Here is a 16360-nt window from a genome sequence, read left to right as displayed (position 1 = left end):
AGGAGCAAAAACAATGTTTAATGGAAAAAATCCAGAAGATTTAAAAAACTCATCACCACACTCAGGATATGTATGTGTTATTGGTTGTGGAAATGATGGAACAACACCTCCAAAAGATTTTTATTATGATGTTACTTCTAAGGATAAACAAATACTTTTACAAGATTATTATAAATCAATTAATACAGATCCAAGTTATTCAAATGTATATCACCCAGAAAATATTACAAAAGAGGAGAAAAAATAATGATTAGAAATATGATTTTTATTATTGTACTACTAGTATCAGGTTGTGCTATGAAACCAGGAGAAACGGCAACATTAAATGTATTTACTTCAGCAGATAGATTTAATAACTATTGGATGCTAAAACATGATGATTATGAAGCAATGACACCTTTAGCAAAAGATAGTGATTGGGGTCAACTTTGGAGTCATAGATGGAATCCTCAAGGTGGTTGGCATGGTGGACAAAGTGATTCAGGTCATGGGTTACATTTAGCAACAAAAGATGATAGATATTTGGCATATGATATTGATTTCTATGTCTCAATTTCCTCATATTCCGCAAAAGATAGAGCATTAGAAAATGGAGATGAGGAGTTTTTAAGAAAATATTATAATTCCTATGTTGGTAAGATAACTATAAATAAAGAAGTAGAACAAAACCATTATATCTCGAACATTATGGTAAAGAGAATTATCCATGTGAAGTCAGAGAATTTCTTAGACCTCTAGGTACATATGGTATGCAGGTGGAAACTTATTACAAAAGAATCTCTTGCCTAAAATCTAATTCTGAAAAAACTATGGCAAAAACAGTAAGCATTGAACTTATTTATACAAAAGCTCCAACCCTTCCAAAAGAATTAGAATCTTTGTCTAAGGAATATACTTATGAAGACTTGCAAGAAAGAGCAAAAAGAATGCTTGATAGTTTGTATATAAAAGATGGTTTGGATGAATAAATTTAAAATAGGAGAAAAAGATGAGAAATTTGATGATTATATTATGTGTTGGAATATTATTTTTTGGGTGTGTTAATGTAGAAACTGCATTGAAAACGATGGATGGATTAAATTATTTAAACTATAAGGATTTAAAAGATAGAGTAGATTACGATAATACAATACAATTACCAAATAATGATGAATTACAACAAATTATATTAGAAGCAAAACCTAATATATATGCAATATTAAATAAAGTTGCTTGTAGTGGTAGTGAAGAATACATAAAAAAAGTATTATTTCAATTTAGCCCGAATAATTCAGAAACACAAATAAAATTTCCATTTGATGATATTGTTGATGAAAATAATCAATGTTTGAATGTTACAAAAATTTATGATTTTAGTAGTATAGATAATAGAAAATTAAATTTTTTATCTACGTTTACTACAGAAAAACAAAAAAATATTAATGTACAAATTATTTTAATAAAAGAAGAAAATCGTTGGTGTCTTCAAAGTCTTAACAAATCGAGTATATAAATAATCATTATGGAATAATGAATGATACAAAAGATTCATTAGAAAACTCAAAAGAACAGACAGGAAATGCAAGTGTAGTATTTATAAATTATAACCAAACTCATGGAATTGTAGGAGATTTAATGGAAAGTGGACAAGATAAATTTTTTGTAAATACATTAGGACAAAGTTATTTATTAACAGGAAGTGCAAGACAAACAGCAGATTATTTGGTAAATTTAGCACAAGCAACAAATGGTAATCTAATAGTAGATGCACATTCTCAAGGTACACTTTTAACATATGTAGCAATGCTAAATGCAAAATCTGAGTTACAAAATATATTAAAAGATAAAAAAGATACAACATTAAAAGTAGGCTTTTACGGTTCTCCTATAAATAGTGAAGATTCACAAGCTTAGTAAAAGATTTATATACAGGAAGTAATGTAAAAGAAAAAGACCTTAATGTTTTAGAAAACTACTTCCATTCATCAGTAAACCCAGGAGATTCAGTAGGTTCAATTAGTATTTTTTTAGGTGGAAATGTAGCGGGGATAAATAACTCAAGTAAAAGTGAAGGAGAGAGTTTTTATGTTTGGTTTGAAAGAGGAGCAAAAACAATGTTTAATGGAAAAAATCCAGAAGACTAAAAAAACTCCTCTCCACACTCAGGATATGTATGTGTTATTGGTTGTGGGGATTATGGAGTAATACCTCCAAAGGATTTTTATTATGATGTTACTTTCCTTCGTTCCGAACATCCTCTTTATAAATGAAACTAGGCGTATTCTTGCTTTAAGAAAAAAGAGATTCTGTATCTTTAAATTTATACTTCCTTCGCTTCATGAATAGATTTTCTCAACTCTTTTAAAAGTGTAAAAGTATTATTTTTATTGATTTTATCAAGTTGTATTAGAATATAAGCAACAATAAAAGCATTAAGATTTAACAAAGCTTCACTAAGTGGCAGATAGATGAAAATAATTCCAATAAAAAAAATAAAAATTGGATTTAGTAATTTAATCAATTGTTGAGCTTTTAAAGCTTTTTGTTCATACTCTTTTTCATTATCTTTTATATATGAAATATCAGAATTAGTTAAAGAATTTTCATCATTTAATGCAGATAACTTTTGTATTACAGTTAGTTGTTTTTTATGTTTTGAGAATTTGTAAAATAAAACTATAACTAATAATATAGAAATTACATTTGATATGATTTCTGTTGGAATTTGATTTATCATCGTTTGCCTTTTTTATTTAGATTATATAAAAGAGTTTATTTAATTTAGATTTTGAATTTTTCCATCATATAAATTAATTTGCTATATATTCTATATTTATAACATTTATTTTTGATATTACTATACAAATTTAGACAAAAAATACAAAGTAAATCTTTGGTTAAAATAAGTGGAAATTCAACCTTGTGTATAAGTTTCTATAAACAAAGTACTTAAAATACAATTTCATATTCTAGGCCATTTATATTGGTACATGTCATATTCGCTTTCAGTGAAGTTATAAAAGCGTTAATCATATATGTTCCAAATCCAGTTTTTGACACTTTTATTAAGCCAGTTCCATTATCTTTATATGTAAAATAGAATTTATTATATTTCTTAGTCAAACTGATAAAAATAGTATGTTTATTAGTTTCTACTAGTCCATGTTTATATGAATTAAGTATTAGTTCATTAATAATAATTGCAAGATGAATTGCTTGTTTTGAATTCATTGTTAAATTAGAGCATTCAAAAATATAATTTATTTTTTTTTCTTCAGTATTTAAACATTTGATTATATTGTCCGTAAGAGTTACGTAATATTCTTTTGCATTTACATATAAGAAGTCATCTGATGCATTCATATGATTATAAATTGCTGATATCGCAAAAACCTTATTTTCCAAACTTATTAATGCATCTAATTTATTTTCATTTTTTTGATACAGTTTAATTATATAGATAATTATTGTAAGATGATTTTTAATTCTATGATTCAGTTCTTGGATATTTAACAGATAGAATTTTCTTTGATTTTTAAGTTGTAAAATAAAAAGAAGAGCAGTTATACTTCCTCCTAATAAAATTCCAAATAAAAGATTATTCAATTTTGTACCCATGCTCTTGATTATTATTTATAGATAAATATGGAAGCTTATTTTTTAATCTAAAAATTGTTCCTCTAATTTTATTGATACAAATTTTTTGTTTTCCCCATACATAATCAAATATATTTTCATATGAAACATAGGCATTTTTATTTTTACATAAAATTTGCATTAATTTTTTCTCTTTATAAGTTAATTTCATTTCGTTATTTTGATGAAGAAGTATTTGTTTATCTATACAAAATACAAAATCATTTTTTAAAGTTGTTTTTTTAAAGTCAATATTACAAATATCGTTGGATGCTGGTTTTAATAAGAAAAATATGAGCATTAAAAGTTCTTCATTTCTAAATGGCTTTATTAAATAACCTTTTGCAAAGCTTTCTTGAATTAAGAATATGACTTCTTTATCATAGAATGAGCTTATAAAAATAACGGGAACTTTGTATTTTAAATAAATAATATCACAACTTTGAATCCCATCAATTGGTCCATTAATATTAATATCCATTAAAATTAACTCAACTTTATTGTTCTGTAAAAAATCCAATGTTTCATCATGGCTAGACGTTATATTAATTACATCTAGATTGTGAGTTTCTAATTCATATTTAATCATTCTTGCAACAAATATGTCATCTTCTACAATTAATATTTTATTTTTTTTAAACATAAAGTCCCTTAATACTGAGATTTCATAATTTTATTATAAATAATTTTATAATAAATAATTTATCAAAAACAAATTTTTTACAAATTTTAATATTACATAATATTATGAAATTATATAAGGAGAAAAGATGCAAGAAAATACGATTAATGCAGATGGTTTAAATTTAATAAAACATTTTGAATCACTTGAACTCAACGCTTATCAAGATAGTGTTGGGATATGGACAATAGGTTGGGGACACACTGGAATAGATGTCAAAGAGGGGAAAACAATAACAGAAGAAGAGGCAGATGCTTTATTGAAAGATGATTTATCAAGATTTGTAAAGGCTGTAAATAGTTTGGTAAGTATAGATTTAAATGAGAATCAATTTGCTGCACTTGTGAGTTTTTCATTTAATTTAGGTATTGGTAATTTACAAAGTTCAACCCTACTAAAATTGCTTAATTCAAATGATTCATTTAATGCTTCAAAAGAGTTTATAAAATGGAGTAATGCAGGTGGGACTAGATTAAAAGGTTTAGTTAGAAGAAGATTATCAGAAAGAAATTTGTTCTGCTCTTTTTTAGAACCGATTGTTACAAATGTTCCTGATGATTGGGAAAAAAATTATATGAATATATAATTTAATAAAAGAACCTCACTTCTCTTTATAAAGAAAAGTAAGGTTCTATAGCTATCTTAAGATAGAATTTTTATTTTTTTGGTCTTGTCAAAAGAGTACTTTCTAAAAACTCATTTTGACCATATTTCATTATAAAATTATTCTTTGCTTCCTCTTTAGTGCCACACCAATCAGAAACATGATCGCCTTTTTTGTATTGATATTCATACATTTTTTGTCCTTTTTGTATTTATAAAGAATAAATTTCATTGAAATTTACGCCACATTATTCTAAAATGGAAAACTTTTTACAATATGATCATTAATCCGTGCAAAAGTTTCAGGAACCTCTGAATTGACAAACTCAATTTCTATCTTTGCCATTCCTCCACTATTTTTGTCTCCAGATAAATCTAATAAAATTGGTCCTTTTGGTGCATTGTCAGTATCTTTTTGAATAGTTTTGTCTCCATTCTTTGTCTTAAAGAATTTGAAAAAGCCCTGTTCTCTTTTCTCACTTTCATCTACACCTGTTAGTTTAGCTTCAAAACTAATTTTCATTTTCTTAATCTTGATAGAACTAGGAGGATTTAGTGCGATTAATGGAATCTCTACATCATGGTAATTTACTTTATTATCTACAACAAAAGGGAGTTTTATCTCCACATTCTTAGGTAGTCCTAAGTCTTCAACAGTAATACCCTCTTTTTCCATTGTATCCTTATCTTTACTAAGATAGAAATATCTTCCAAGTGCTCTCATATGCTGTTGTTCTGAGATCTTTTGTGCTTCTACAACTGAATTATGTATTGCTTTTAATACATTATCTAAAAAAACTGCCATTATATTTTCCTTTTATCTAACTTCTCTCTCGAATCCTATATGATAAGTTGTTGCTTGCATTGTCAGTTGATGCTCACCAACTTGAAATATACCAAAGCTAATATCTTTACCTATAATTCTACCCTTTGGATAGCCATTAAGAAAATCATTTAGCTGCTTTACTTGTTTATCTTTTGTTGCATCTGTCATGGGATTATTGGGATCGATATTTCCTACGGTGATTCTTTTTATGAATTTAATGTCAGACATTGCAAATGATTTTTCCATTTTATTCCCTTATATAATACACACCTTAATGATTAAGGTGTATATATTTTATTTGTCTTTATCCTCTACTGCTGGCTGTGGACTTGATGTTCCCCCAGATGGAACAATTGCTCTATTCATAATATCAAGAACTCTTGCTAATCCCTCTGGCATGCCATGATCTGTAGCTTTAACTTCTACATGATATTTAGCAGATTTATCTGAACTTCTAGTATTCTCTTTATGCGCTGATACTGAACCAGATACTGTAACACTAAGGCTAAATGGTCCAAAACCAACTTTTCCAGTACCTGAAAAGGAACCTTGTTTATCACTAGATTCTTTTGATGTTTCAGAAGTTTTAATTTCCATATCAAAAGTAATATCTACAAGATCTACTTTTAAACTTGGAATTTGAACTATCGCCAATAAAGGAACATCTATGTCAACTTTTTGTTCTTTTCCATCATTGCCTATAATGTTATATGCAAATGATGCAGTTCTGACATTTTTATTTCCTTTGTCATCCGTTGCAAATCCTACTTTATCAATAAAATCTGCAGTTGTTTGTGCCAAATTTAGATTTGATTCACAAGCAGCTGTTAATGGGGCTCCAATTAAGGATGCCATTGGTAAACCTTTAAATTCGTCTCCTAAAGCCATATCTTCCTCCTTATAAATTTTACTTAATCATAAAATATACATTGATGTGATTAAGTTAATGAAAGTATTACATCAATAAATTTGCAGTTAATTTGTTTTGTTTTTGAGAATATATTGATTATATTATAATGAAAATTTAATAGATTATAATAGGAATTAATTTTTATTTAAATAATATTTAAAATAATTTATATATAATTAAACAAATTATTTTAAAGGAGAATTAATGAAAAAATTAATTTTGTTGTTAGTGTTAGGTGTCTCATATGTTTTTGCAGCGATAAACTTGCAAACTGCCACAAAAGAAGAATTAATGGGGATAAAAGGAATTGGTGAGAAAAAAGCTGAACAAATAATTGAGTATAGAAAAACAAATACTATAAAATCTCCTGAAGATTTGAAAAATATCAAAGGCTTTGGTGATAGTATTGTTGGGAATATTAATAATGCAGATTCAACTACACAAGAGAAATTAAGCAAAAAAGTTGAAACGCAAAAAGAAGAGAAGAAAAAAGAGTTAACAAACAAAATTGATAAAAAAATAGAAAATACTACAAACTCTGTACTACCAAAATTATAATCTAAATGGGGATTTTCCCCATTTTAGATTTTTACTTCATTTATGATAGAATCCCTTAAAATTATAAAAGGTCTATCTTGAAATTTAGCGTAAATGATATTTGTCCATGTGGTTCATTAAAAAAATATAAAAAATGTTGCAAAATTTTTCACGATGGAATATCTTTTCCAAAAACTGCCCTTGAATTAATGAAATCAAGATTCTCTGCCTTTGCTACACAAAATTCAAAATATATTATTTCAACAACACACAAAGAAAATCCAGATTTTACAGATGATTTGAAATCTTGGAATGAAGATATTATAAACTTTTCTAAAAATACAAGATTTGAGAAATTAGAAATTCTAGATTTTATAGAAGATGTTGAGAGTTTTGTAACTTTTAAAGCGACTTTATTTCAAGATAATAGAGATGTTAGTTTCACAGAAAAAAGCAGATTCCTAAAAGTTGATGGAAAGTGGCAATATGTTGATGGACAATTTATAGAAGAAGGACAAAAATGAAAATACTATTTTCACCAAGTGAGACAAAAATAGCAGGTGGAGAAGAAACTTCATTTGATAAAAACAGTTTTATATTTCCAGAACTATATGAAAAAAGAATGGAAATTGTAAAACAATATAATGAATTTATTTTAAATGCCCCAAAAGAAGAGTTGATAAAACTTTTTGGAACAAAAAAAGAGGATGTTTTAGAGCAATATTCAAAGGATATATTTAAAACTTCTACAATGAAAGTTATTCAAAGATATGATGGAGTTGCTTTTGATTATTTAGAGTATTCAAAATTAGCTAAAAACGAACAAGATTATATTGATGAAAATGTAATAATATTTTCTAATCTCTTTGGAGCTTTGAAAGCGGGGGATGCAGGACTTCCAGATTATAAACTAAAACAAGGTGAAACTTTTAATGGTTTAAAAATTGAGAAGTTTTATAATGATAGTTTTTCAAAAGCTTTAGATGAATATTTAAAAGATGAAGATATTATAGATTTACGAGCTGGATTTTATGAGAAGTTTTACAAAATAGAAAAACCATATACAACAATGAAATTTATAAAAGATGGAAAAGTTGTGAGTCATTGGGCAAAAGCTTATCGTGGAATTATTTTAAAATTAATTGCACGAAGTAATATAAAAACTATAGATGAACTGATGAATATGCAAATAGAAAATCTAAAAATAGAAGAGATTAAAAAACAAAAACTTAAAACAGAAATAGTTTATTCAATAATTTAAAGGTTTATTCATGTCAGACAAAAAACCAGTTCAAGCCTTTTTACTTGATAAAAATGGTGGAGCATTAGAGTTAAGTTATGAACAGTTAGATACTGTTGATAGAACAAATAAAATTTTATGGGTGCATTTTGATTATTCAAGTAATGAAGCAATTGAGTGGATTACTAATAAAAGCAAAATAGATTCAATTGCTGCTGATGCACTTTTGACAGAAGAGACAAGACCTAGAACAACTGTTTTAGGTGATTCTTTACTTATTGCTTTAAGAGGTGCTAACTTAAATCCAAATTCAAAACCTGAAAACATGGTTTCTATTAGATTATATGTATCTGAAAATCTGATAATTACTACAAAAAAGAGAAATATATTATCAATTAGTGAAATAATTGATTCATTTAAAAATAACAGTGGGCCTAAAAGTTCTTCTGAATTTTTGATTGATTTAACATATAGAATAACTTCTCGATTGGAAGATATTATAAATCAAATAGAAGATAGAACAGACTCTTTAGAAGAGAGTTTGATTGATTCAAGTGATATGCAATTTAGAAATGAGATATTATCAATACGAAGAGAAACTATTATTTTTAGAAGATACCTTTTCCCTCAAAAAGAGGCTTTGAATAAACTTTATAATGATAAAGTCTCTTGGATTGATGAATATCAAAGAATAGAATTAAGAGAGATAAATGACCAACTTATGAGACATATTGAGGAACTTGATACCATAAGAGATAAAGTAATTTTAATTCAAGAAGAGCTAGCAAATACACTTAGTGAACAAATGAATAAAAAGATGTATGTTTTATCTCTTATTTCAGTAATTTTTCTGCCACTTACTTTCTTGACTGGACTTTTAGGTATAAATATAGGTGGAATTCCAGGGGCAAAAGATGATAATGCTTTTTATGTTTTTTCTCTTATTTTAGTTGTTCTCGTAACAATTCAGTTTTATATTTTTAAAAGAAAAAATTGGATTTAAGAAATCCTATTATATTTTATTGAAGAGTATAAAGACAATAAAATAAAAGAGATTCCTATTAATCCAGTTAAAGCTTCTGGTATATGAAATTTAGCACTTAAAAGCATAATAAAAGCCAATATCCCAATCGCATAATGAGCACCATGTTCTAAAAATACATAATTATTCAAAGTCTCTTTTTCAACTAAATAAATAGTTAACGACCTTACAAACATGGCTCCTGTTCCTAATCCAATCATAATAACTAAAATATTTTTACTTATTGCGAAAGCTCCAATTACTCCATCAAAAGAAAAAGAAGCATCAAGTACTTCTAAATATAAAAATCCTACAACACTTCCATGTTTAATTAGATTTTGAAAATTGTCCCCACCTTTTTCTAATAAAAAACATAAAAGATGAATAAATAGATAAATCCCAATTCCCCATAATCCAGATATAAAAAAATCATATTTCTTAGAATCTTCCATTAGAAATAAGAAAATACATAAAATTAAAAAAGCAACAAGATAAGATAAGATTTTAGTTTTACCAAAAGTTGCTATTTTTTGCTCAAATTTTCCAATCCAAAATATTTTTCTTTCAGTATCTAATAAAAAGTTTAAAAATACTAAAAGTAAAAACATACTTCCAAAAGCAGAAACTTCATGTTCATGCGAAGTTAACTCTTTTTCATATTGGTCAGGGTTATTCATTGCCAAATTAAAAACATCAATTAATGATAAATTTGTAGTAACAGAAACAATTAATAAAGGAAAAAGTAAACGCATCCCAAAAACAGCTACAAGAATGCCAACTGTTAAAAATGCTTTTTTCCAAAAGTCATTCCAATTTTTTAAAATTGAAGCATTTACAATTGCATTATCAAAAGATAAAGAAATTTCCATCAGTATCAATATTGTAGTTAACCAAAGTAGATTTAAAGCACCAGTAATCCCATCTTTTATAAAGCCAAGATATGAAACAAGAATTAATGAACAAATGACAAGTAAAAAAGATATTCTAAAATATTTCATACTAATTTCTTTTCAAATGTATATCCATTTGAGGAAATGGAATTTCTATATTATTTGCCTGTAATGTTTTATAAATAAAAATTAAAAAATCAGACATATTAGACGAACCAATCCCATTTTCATCAGGATTCTCACTAATCCAAACAAGTAATTCAAAATCAATAGAGCTAGCATTCATCATAGTCATTCTAACTTTTGCTATTTTTTCACTATCATTTCTTATGTACATTAGATTACTATCTTTTAAATTATCTAAAAGAATGTGAATAACATTATCAATGTCTGAACCATATGCCACTCCAAAAGGAATATTTAATCTTCTTATGTCATCTGAAAAAGTAAGATTTATTACATTGTTTTGAATTAATGTAGAGTTTGGAATAATAATATCAATATTATCAAAAGTTGTAATAACACTACTTCTCATATTAATTTGAGAAACTTTTCCTCTTAATCCTGTTGCTATTTCAATTATGTGTCCAACTTGAATAGCTCTTTCAAAGATTAGAATAATTCCAGAAATAAAGTTTGAAACAATATTTTGTAAACCAAACCCGATACCAACTGATAAAGCCCCAACTAAAATAGTAAGTGAAGATAAATCAATTCCAATGGATTTTAACCCAAAGACAAAAGTTATAGCAACTAAAAAGTAGTACCCAAGATTTGCAAGCATTGTTCTTGTAGAAATTGAAGTGTTTTTTAGATAGTTTGAACGAGCATTAGAGATTCTTTTTTTATAAAAAGTTGCTATTGAGAAACCAAGAATAAAGATAAAAAAGAATTTACTAATTGCTAAAATTGAAATTCCATCACCAATTGGAATAATTGGATTATTTATCTCTTCCCATCCAAATTTTATTATATCAATAAAACTTTGTTTTGTATCTGCAAATGTACTTTTAGTAACTCCTAATCTCTCCCTTGATAGATATTTTAGAAGTTCATTTAATGAGTCATAATTTGCTTGATTCTCTCTCATAAATTGTTGTAGAGTATTACTCATTTCAAAGTAGCTAGTTTTTTTATTTTTTAATAGTGGAAGAAGCTCTTCTACTTTTAAATAAACATATTGATTTATTAATTTTGATTTATCAATTTTTAACTGTTCAATTTGAGCATCAAGTGCTTTAATTTTCCACTCATTTTCTGTGATTTTTGCTTTGTCATAAGCAAGTGATAATTTCTTTTCATCTTTAATAATATCATTGAAACTGTTTAATGCTTTTTCAATTCTATTTTGTAAAGTTGGATTATCCACAAATTTTATAGGTTCTAAACTATCAAGTAATATTTTTTTAAAATTTTCTAAATATTTGTCATATTCATCAATAGTAGCTTTATCTTGAATATTTTTTAATTTATAATAGGCATATAATAATTGAGAATTAACTGTTGAAATATCTTCTTTATTTGTTAATTTATCTATTTGCTCTTCAAGAAGATAAATTTTATTGCTGTTTTGAGTAAATTCCTCTTTTATTGAATCATAATCATTTGCTATTTTTAAATATAGCTTTATTTGATCAATATATTTATCTATTGTTGTAATTTCATCAATATTTTTTAAATCAAAACTATTTTCATCATTTAATGTTGCTTGCAATTTCTTTAAAAGTAAAAGTTGATATTCAACTTGTTCTTTTTCTTCCGCATTTAAATCACTTTTTGATGAAGTAATTTTAGTTATTTGTGTCGTGTATAATTTTTGTAGTTCTTCTTTTGTATTGTCATACCATGTTTTATCAATACTGATAGCGAAAGATGACGAGATTAAAAATAGGAAGAGGAATATAAATTTCATGTTTTTTCTTTTGTTAAATTAATTTTTATAAAGTTAAGAGCTATTAAAGATAATAGTGAAAATAATGCACTAAATATAAATAAAAACTCACCATAAACAGCACCTGCGACTAAAGCTCCAATAAATCCACCAAGACCATAACCTACACCATACATAAATTGTTGTGCTAATTTTTTATTTTCATACAAACTATATAAATACATAATTACAGAACTATGATAAAGTCCAAATGAAAAAGCATGAATAGCTTGAGAAAAAAATGTTACATTCAATGAATCTGGAAATAGATATAATAGAAGCCATCTTAAAATTGTAATTGTAACACAAAATTTTATGATTGATAGCAGATTGTTTTTCAAAATAGGAGCTTGAAAATAAAGCATCAATATTTCACAAATAACCCCAAATGACCAAAGGTAAGAAGTCATTTCAAGACTTATCCCATGTTGGGTTTCATAAATTGTAAAGAAATTATAAAAACCTCCAAAACTTATTTGCATGAAAAAAATACTTAACCAAAAAGGCCAATATTCAAAAAAAGAAAATACTTTGTTATTTTGCTCAATTTTGTGTTCTACATCAAACTTTAATAAAGAGATTGCAAAAATTACCGTTAAAGTAATTAAAACTAAATAGTAATGTATTGCAATATAAGGTTGAGTTAAAAATTTTGCAAGCACTAATGCAATAATCATAAACCCAATTGAACCATAAAGGCGTGATTTTCCATATTTTTCTTTTCCAAGATTTGAAATTGCAATTATTTCAAGATAAGGTAATATAAGTGATAAACAAGCTCCTAAAATTGCATTATTTATTGTAAATAAATAAAAGTTTTCTATTGTTAAATAAAAACAAGAAGCCAAAAAGATAGCTGTTAAAAGAGCCCTTTTAAACATCTTTTGATCTAATTTAATATGTTTTAAAAACATAAAAGGCGTCAAAAATCTCATCAAAGGTGCCAGTGCTAAAACAATACCTATATCAAAAGTGCCATAACCAATATCGTGAAGTACTTTTGGTAAAAATATTACATATACACCAACTGCTGCAAAATAAAAAAAATAGAATGCTGATAAGTTAAAAAAAAGCATTATTTATCATTGATGATAATTGTGTTTGAAAGAATATCTTGGAAAGTTCTTTTATCCTTATTAAAAAAAGGCATAAAAAGTAAAAAAAATGATAGCACAGCAAATAGTGTTGTTATGTATCGAACAAGAACTTGAATAACTGAAACTCTTTGTTTAGTTCTATTGTCAACAAGTTTTAAATCGTAAGCTTTAAGTCCTGGAGTTTGTCCATTTTTAAGCCAAAAAATTAAGATAAGAAGAGCATGAACTATAAATATTATACTCCAACCCAATACTCTATTTTGTGCAAATTCTTCACCACTTCCCATTACTAAATATATAACTATATAAAGAATAGGAGTGGTAATCAAAAATGTATCAGTAAGAAAAGCTTTTAATCTAGAAAGAAGAGAGGCTAAATCACTTTTAGGTGATTTAATATTAAGCTCATTTTTTTGTGTTTTAACTTTGTTATGCTTAACATCTCTCCATTTTGCCATTAATTAATTACCTCTACTACCAGGTTTATAAGCAATGCTTCCTTCTTTACACATAGGACATTCATCTGGTGCATACATTTCAAATGTGAAATCATCAAGTGCAAAAAGTGGTTTATTAAGTGGTAATTTACAATTATCTTTTGCTTCTAATGTGCTTCCAACTCTTGAACAAAATCCTCTGTTAGCAAGTGCAGCATAAGCAACAATATTTCCACCAGCATTTTCAACTTGTTTTGCAGCTTCAAGTGCACTTCCACCAGTTGTGATAATATCTTCACAAATAATATAGTTTTCACCTTCTTTAACTTCAAAACCTCTTCTGATTGACATCTCACCTTCAACTCTTTCTGCAAAAATAAATCTTACATCAAGTGCAGTTGCAAGGGCAAAACCAGCAATTAATCCACCAAGTGCAGGTGAACAAACAGCATCAACTTTTATACCAGCTTCTTTAATTTGATCAGCTAAGGCTTCAGCTAATAATTTTGCAGTTTTAGGATCTTCTAAAACTTTTGCTGATTGTAAATAAAATTTTGAGTGATTTCCACTACTTAATTTGAAGTGACCTTCTAATAATGCTTGGGCATCTTTATATATTTGAGCTACATTCATAATTAAATCGTTCTTATTTCTTTTTCTTTTGCTTTTAAAGTCTCATCAGCTTTAACAACATAAGAATCAGTTATCTTTTGGATTTCGTCTTGCGCTCTTTTATTTTCATCTTCAGTGATTAATTTATCTTTTAGAAGATTTTTTGCTTTAGTATTAGCATTTTGTCTAATATTTCTAATTGCAACTTTTGCATTATCAGTCATAACTTTTGCTTGTTTAACAGTATTTTCTCTTTGATCAGTAGTCATTGGTGGGAAGAATAATTTAATTACAACACCATCATTGTTTGGATTAACACCAATATTTGCCGTTTGAATTGCTTTATCAATTAAGCCTAAAAGATTCTTTTCCCATGGATTAATAACAATAGTTGTAGCATCTGGTGATAAAACTGAACCTACTTGACTTAAATCAGTTGGTGTTCCATAATAATCAATTTTAATACCATCTAAGATATTAACATTTACTTTTCCTGTTCTTAAAGACCTATAATCTTTTCTTAAAGCCTCGATAGATTTTTCCATATGTTCTTTAGTTTGAGCATATATTTCTTCTAACATTCATTCTCCTTTATTTGATTAATAATTTGTTTGAAATAGTGTAGTAATCAGTGCTAATAGCTACTCTGTTTCTAGGTAAATTTAGTTTTTTGTTTAATTTGATGTCAATTATACCATTTTTAACTTTGATATCTTGCCAACCATAGGTTGATATAAACAATTTTGCATCCGTTATTTGTGGATTTACTTCAACTCTTACATGTTTTAGTATCCCATCTTTTGGATATGTTTGTGGTTCAACCCAAGTTGCTTCTAGTGTTTTATATTTTAGTTTTTCATGTAAATTAATTTTACCAACTAAGGCAACTCTATTTAAATCAAAAATATCACTATTTTTATTTACTGAGCCATTATTTTGATTTACAATATATTCAAAATCAAACTCTTTTATTTTTTCTTTTACCCTTTGGTCATACTCTCCATAAGGATATGAATATCCCTTTGGCTTAAAACCTAAGTTTTTTTCAAAGATTTCATAAGAAATTTTTGTATCTTTTAAAATTTCATCATCTGTGAGTTTCATTAATTGCTTATGTGAATAAGAGTGCAGGGCAATCTCTCCATATTTTGAAGCATCAGCTATTTCTTCCCACGTCATAAAATCTGAATATTTACTATTTGTTGCTTCAACATAAACAAAAAGAGTAAAGGGATAATTGTACTTTTTAAATAGTTCCATCGCATTTAAATAAAAACTTTTATACGCATCATCTATACTAAAAGCAATCCAATTATCAGGAATTTCTTCATTGTTTTTAATTTTATTGGCAATTTGAGAAACTGTTACTACTTTATAATTATTAGTTTTGAAATATTCAAACTCTTTTTCTAATTCTTGTAAAGTTGTATTTGTACTTTGATGTTTCTCATCACCAAATCGGTGATATACAAAGATATGACCGTTGGCTTGAAGATAAAAATAAGATAAACAAAGAAGTAAGAAATACTTCATATTTCTTTATTTCTTAGGCTTATTTATTTTCTGGAACTGTTGGAACAGGGGCTGCTGTTGTAGGAGCTGCTGGTGCTTGCTCAGAAGTTTGTGTAATAGGTGCTGTTGGAATTAAAGAATCAACTTTTACTGAGTCAACAGCACTTTGATTTCTTTGTTGATTAAATAAATAACCTAAAACTACAGTGTTTATTACAAAAACTAAACCTAAAGCCATTGTAGCTTTTGTTAAGAAGTTTGCAGGACCTTTAGCCCCAAATAATGAATCATTACTTCCACTATAAGCTCCAAGACCAATACTTGAACTTTTTTGAAGTAAGATTATTATTGTTAGTAAAATTGCTAATACAAACTGAACGATTAAAAGTGTAGATGTCATTATCTATTTCCTTTTTTAAAAATGGTAGCTATTTTATCTAAAACTTAT

Annotated in this window: 25 protein-coding genes; 10 read left to right on the top strand and 15 right to left on the bottom strand. The window is 26.8% G+C overall.

What is annotated here, in order from left to right; genetic code table 11:
- Positions 1-13: 13 nt before the first annotated feature.
- Genes AVENP_RS15390 through AVENP_RS15370 form a run of 5 tightly spaced genes read left to right on the top strand, consistent with a single transcriptional unit; the run spans position 14 to position 1893 of the window.
- Entirely contained in the window at positions 14-247 is a 234-nt protein-coding gene (locus AVENP_RS15390; RefSeq protein ID WP_128360347.1) for a hypothetical protein, read from the top strand.
- On the top strand, positions 247-738 hold the full coding sequence (locus AVENP_RS15385) for a hypothetical protein (RefSeq protein ID WP_128360346.1): 492 nt from the start codon (positions 247-249) through the stop codon (positions 736-738). The genes AVENP_RS15390 and AVENP_RS15385 overlap by 1 nt, the downstream gene beginning before the upstream one ends.
- Before the next feature lie 11 nt (positions 739-749).
- A complete protein-coding gene (locus AVENP_RS15380) occupies positions 750-968 on the top strand; it encodes a hypothetical protein (RefSeq protein ID WP_172664338.1) in 219 nt (72 codons plus the stop codon).
- Positions 969-988: 20 nt separating this feature from the next.
- Complete coding sequence (locus tag AVENP_RS15375; protein ID WP_128360344.1) at positions 989-1492, top strand: hypothetical protein; 504 nt, start codon at positions 989-991, stop codon at positions 1490-1492.
- 17 nt (positions 1493-1509) lie between these two features.
- Positions 1510-1893 carry a hypothetical protein gene (locus AVENP_RS15370; RefSeq protein ID WP_128360343.1) on the top strand — a complete coding sequence of 128 codons (384 nt, stop codon included), beginning with the start codon at positions 1510-1512 and terminating at the stop codon, positions 1891-1893.
- A 406-nt stretch (positions 1894-2299) separates the two neighbouring features.
- On the opposite strand, the gene AVENP_RS15365 is transcribed toward AVENP_RS15370, so the two are convergent.
- The 3 genes from AVENP_RS15365 to AVENP_RS15355 all read right to left on the bottom strand — a co-directional run bounded on the left by AVENP_RS15365 (position 2300) and on the right by AVENP_RS15355 (position 4258).
- Entirely contained in the window at positions 2300-2716 is a 417-nt protein-coding gene (locus tag AVENP_RS15365) for a hypothetical protein (protein WP_128360342.1), read from the bottom strand.
- A gap of 212 nt (positions 2717-2928) precedes the next feature.
- Complete coding sequence (locus tag AVENP_RS15360; protein ID WP_172664337.1) at positions 2929-3585, bottom strand: sensor histidine kinase; 657 nt, start codon at positions 3583-3585, stop codon at positions 2929-2931.
- Positions 3578-4258, bottom strand: coding sequence for a response regulator (locus AVENP_RS15355; RefSeq protein ID WP_128360340.1), 681 nt, complete (start codon positions 4256-4258; stop codon positions 3578-3580). Before AVENP_RS15355 ends, AVENP_RS15360 begins: the two co-directional genes overlap by 8 nt.
- Positions 4259-4385: 127 nt before the next feature.
- On the opposite strand from AVENP_RS15355, the gene AVENP_RS15350 reads away from it, so the two are divergent.
- Entirely contained in the window at positions 4386-4883 is a 498-nt protein-coding gene (locus AVENP_RS15350; RefSeq protein ID WP_128360339.1) for a lysozyme, read from the top strand.
- Between the two features lie 70 nt (positions 4884-4953).
- Here the strand turns inward: AVENP_RS15350 and AVENP_RS15345 are convergent, their stop codons facing one another.
- Genes AVENP_RS15345 through AVENP_RS15330 form a run of 4 tightly spaced genes read right to left on the bottom strand, consistent with a single transcriptional unit; the run spans position 4954 to position 6614 of the window.
- Positions 4954-5094, bottom strand: coding sequence for a hypothetical protein (locus AVENP_RS15345; protein WP_153802261.1), 141 nt, complete (start codon positions 5092-5094; stop codon positions 4954-4956).
- Between the two features lie 59 nt (positions 5095-5153).
- Positions 5154-5705 (bottom strand): DUF2589 domain-containing protein, encoded by a 552-nt coding sequence (locus tag AVENP_RS15340; protein ID WP_128360338.1) that lies wholly within the window; start codon positions 5703-5705, stop codon positions 5154-5156.
- 12 nt (positions 5706-5717) lie between these two features.
- Positions 5718-5972 (bottom strand): hypothetical protein, encoded by a 255-nt coding sequence (locus tag AVENP_RS15335; RefSeq protein ID WP_128360337.1) that lies wholly within the window; start codon positions 5970-5972, stop codon positions 5718-5720.
- Positions 5973-6020: 48 nt separating this feature from the next.
- A complete protein-coding gene (locus AVENP_RS15330) occupies positions 6021-6614 on the bottom strand; it encodes a DUF2589 domain-containing protein (protein WP_128360336.1) in 594 nt (197 codons plus the stop codon).
- 226 nt (positions 6615-6840) lie between these two features.
- Between AVENP_RS15330 and AVENP_RS15325 the strand changes: the two genes are divergently transcribed.
- The 4 genes from AVENP_RS15325 (at position 6841) to AVENP_RS15310 (ending at position 9416) form a co-directional block, all read left to right on the top strand.
- Positions 6841-7194, top strand: a complete 354-nt coding sequence (locus AVENP_RS15325; RefSeq protein ID WP_128360335.1) for a ComEA family DNA-binding protein — start codon at positions 6841-6843, stop codon at positions 7192-7194.
- A 77-nt stretch (positions 7195-7271) separates the two neighbouring features.
- Positions 7272-7697: a YchJ family protein gene (locus AVENP_RS15320; protein WP_128360334.1), complete on the top strand. Its 426-nt coding sequence runs from the start codon at positions 7272-7274 to the stop codon at positions 7695-7697.
- Positions 7694-8434, top strand: a complete 741-nt coding sequence (locus AVENP_RS15315) for a YaaA family protein (RefSeq protein ID WP_128360333.1) — start codon at positions 7694-7696, stop codon at positions 8432-8434. The genes AVENP_RS15320 and AVENP_RS15315 overlap by 4 nt, the downstream gene beginning before the upstream one ends.
- Positions 8435-8444: 10 nt before the next feature.
- Complete coding sequence (locus tag AVENP_RS15310) at positions 8445-9416, top strand: zinc transporter ZntB (RefSeq protein ID WP_128360332.1); 972 nt, start codon at positions 8445-8447, stop codon at positions 9414-9416.
- Here AVENP_RS15310 and AVENP_RS15305 read toward each other — a convergent pair.
- From AVENP_RS15305 to secG, 8 genes are read right to left on the bottom strand one after another with little or no spacing between them, the layout of a single operon-like run.
- The gene (locus AVENP_RS15305) at positions 9413-10432 is read right to left on the bottom strand and encodes a DUF475 domain-containing protein (protein ID WP_128360331.1); all 1020 of its coding nucleotides are present in this window, start codon (positions 10430-10432) and stop codon (positions 9413-9415) included. The two genes, AVENP_RS15310 and AVENP_RS15305, sit on opposite strands and share 4 nt — an antisense overlap.
- 1 nt (position 10433) lies before the next feature.
- Positions 10434-12236, bottom strand: a complete 1803-nt coding sequence (locus AVENP_RS15300) for a mechanosensitive ion channel domain-containing protein (RefSeq protein ID WP_128360330.1) — start codon at positions 12234-12236, stop codon at positions 10434-10436.
- Positions 12233-13330: an MFS transporter gene (locus AVENP_RS15295; protein WP_128360329.1), complete on the bottom strand. Its 1098-nt coding sequence runs from the start codon at positions 13328-13330 to the stop codon at positions 12233-12235. The genes AVENP_RS15300 and AVENP_RS15295 overlap by 4 nt, the downstream gene beginning before the upstream one ends.
- Positions 13330-13809, bottom strand: coding sequence for an RDD family protein (locus AVENP_RS15290; RefSeq protein WP_128360328.1), 480 nt, complete (start codon positions 13807-13809; stop codon positions 13330-13332). Before AVENP_RS15290 ends, AVENP_RS15295 begins: the two co-directional genes overlap by 1 nt.
- Before the next feature lie 3 nt (positions 13810-13812).
- A complete protein-coding gene (gene pyrE, locus AVENP_RS15285; protein ID WP_128360327.1) occupies positions 13813-14421 on the bottom strand; it encodes an orotate phosphoribosyltransferase in 609 nt (202 codons plus the stop codon).
- Positions 14422-14423: 2 nt separating this feature from the next.
- On the bottom strand, positions 14424-14981 hold the full coding sequence (gene frr, locus AVENP_RS15280; RefSeq protein WP_128360326.1) for a ribosome recycling factor: 558 nt from the start codon (positions 14979-14981) through the stop codon (positions 14424-14426).
- A 10-nt stretch (positions 14982-14991) separates the two neighbouring features.
- Positions 14992-15933 (bottom strand): polysaccharide deacetylase family protein, encoded by a 942-nt coding sequence (locus AVENP_RS15275; RefSeq protein WP_128360325.1) that lies wholly within the window; start codon positions 15931-15933, stop codon positions 14992-14994.
- A 19-nt stretch (positions 15934-15952) separates the two neighbouring features.
- Positions 15953-16312, bottom strand: coding sequence for a preprotein translocase subunit SecG (gene secG, locus AVENP_RS15270; RefSeq protein ID WP_128360324.1), 360 nt, complete (start codon positions 16310-16312; stop codon positions 15953-15955).
- Positions 16313-16360: the final 48 nt, after the last annotated feature.

The organism is Arcobacter venerupis, from assembly GCF_013201665.1.
Taxonomy (GTDB): domain Bacteria; phylum Campylobacterota; class Campylobacteria; order Campylobacterales; family Arcobacteraceae; genus Aliarcobacter; species Aliarcobacter venerupis.
Note: the sequence above shows the minus strand (reverse complement) of the source record. Positions and strands in the feature narration are given on the sequence as shown.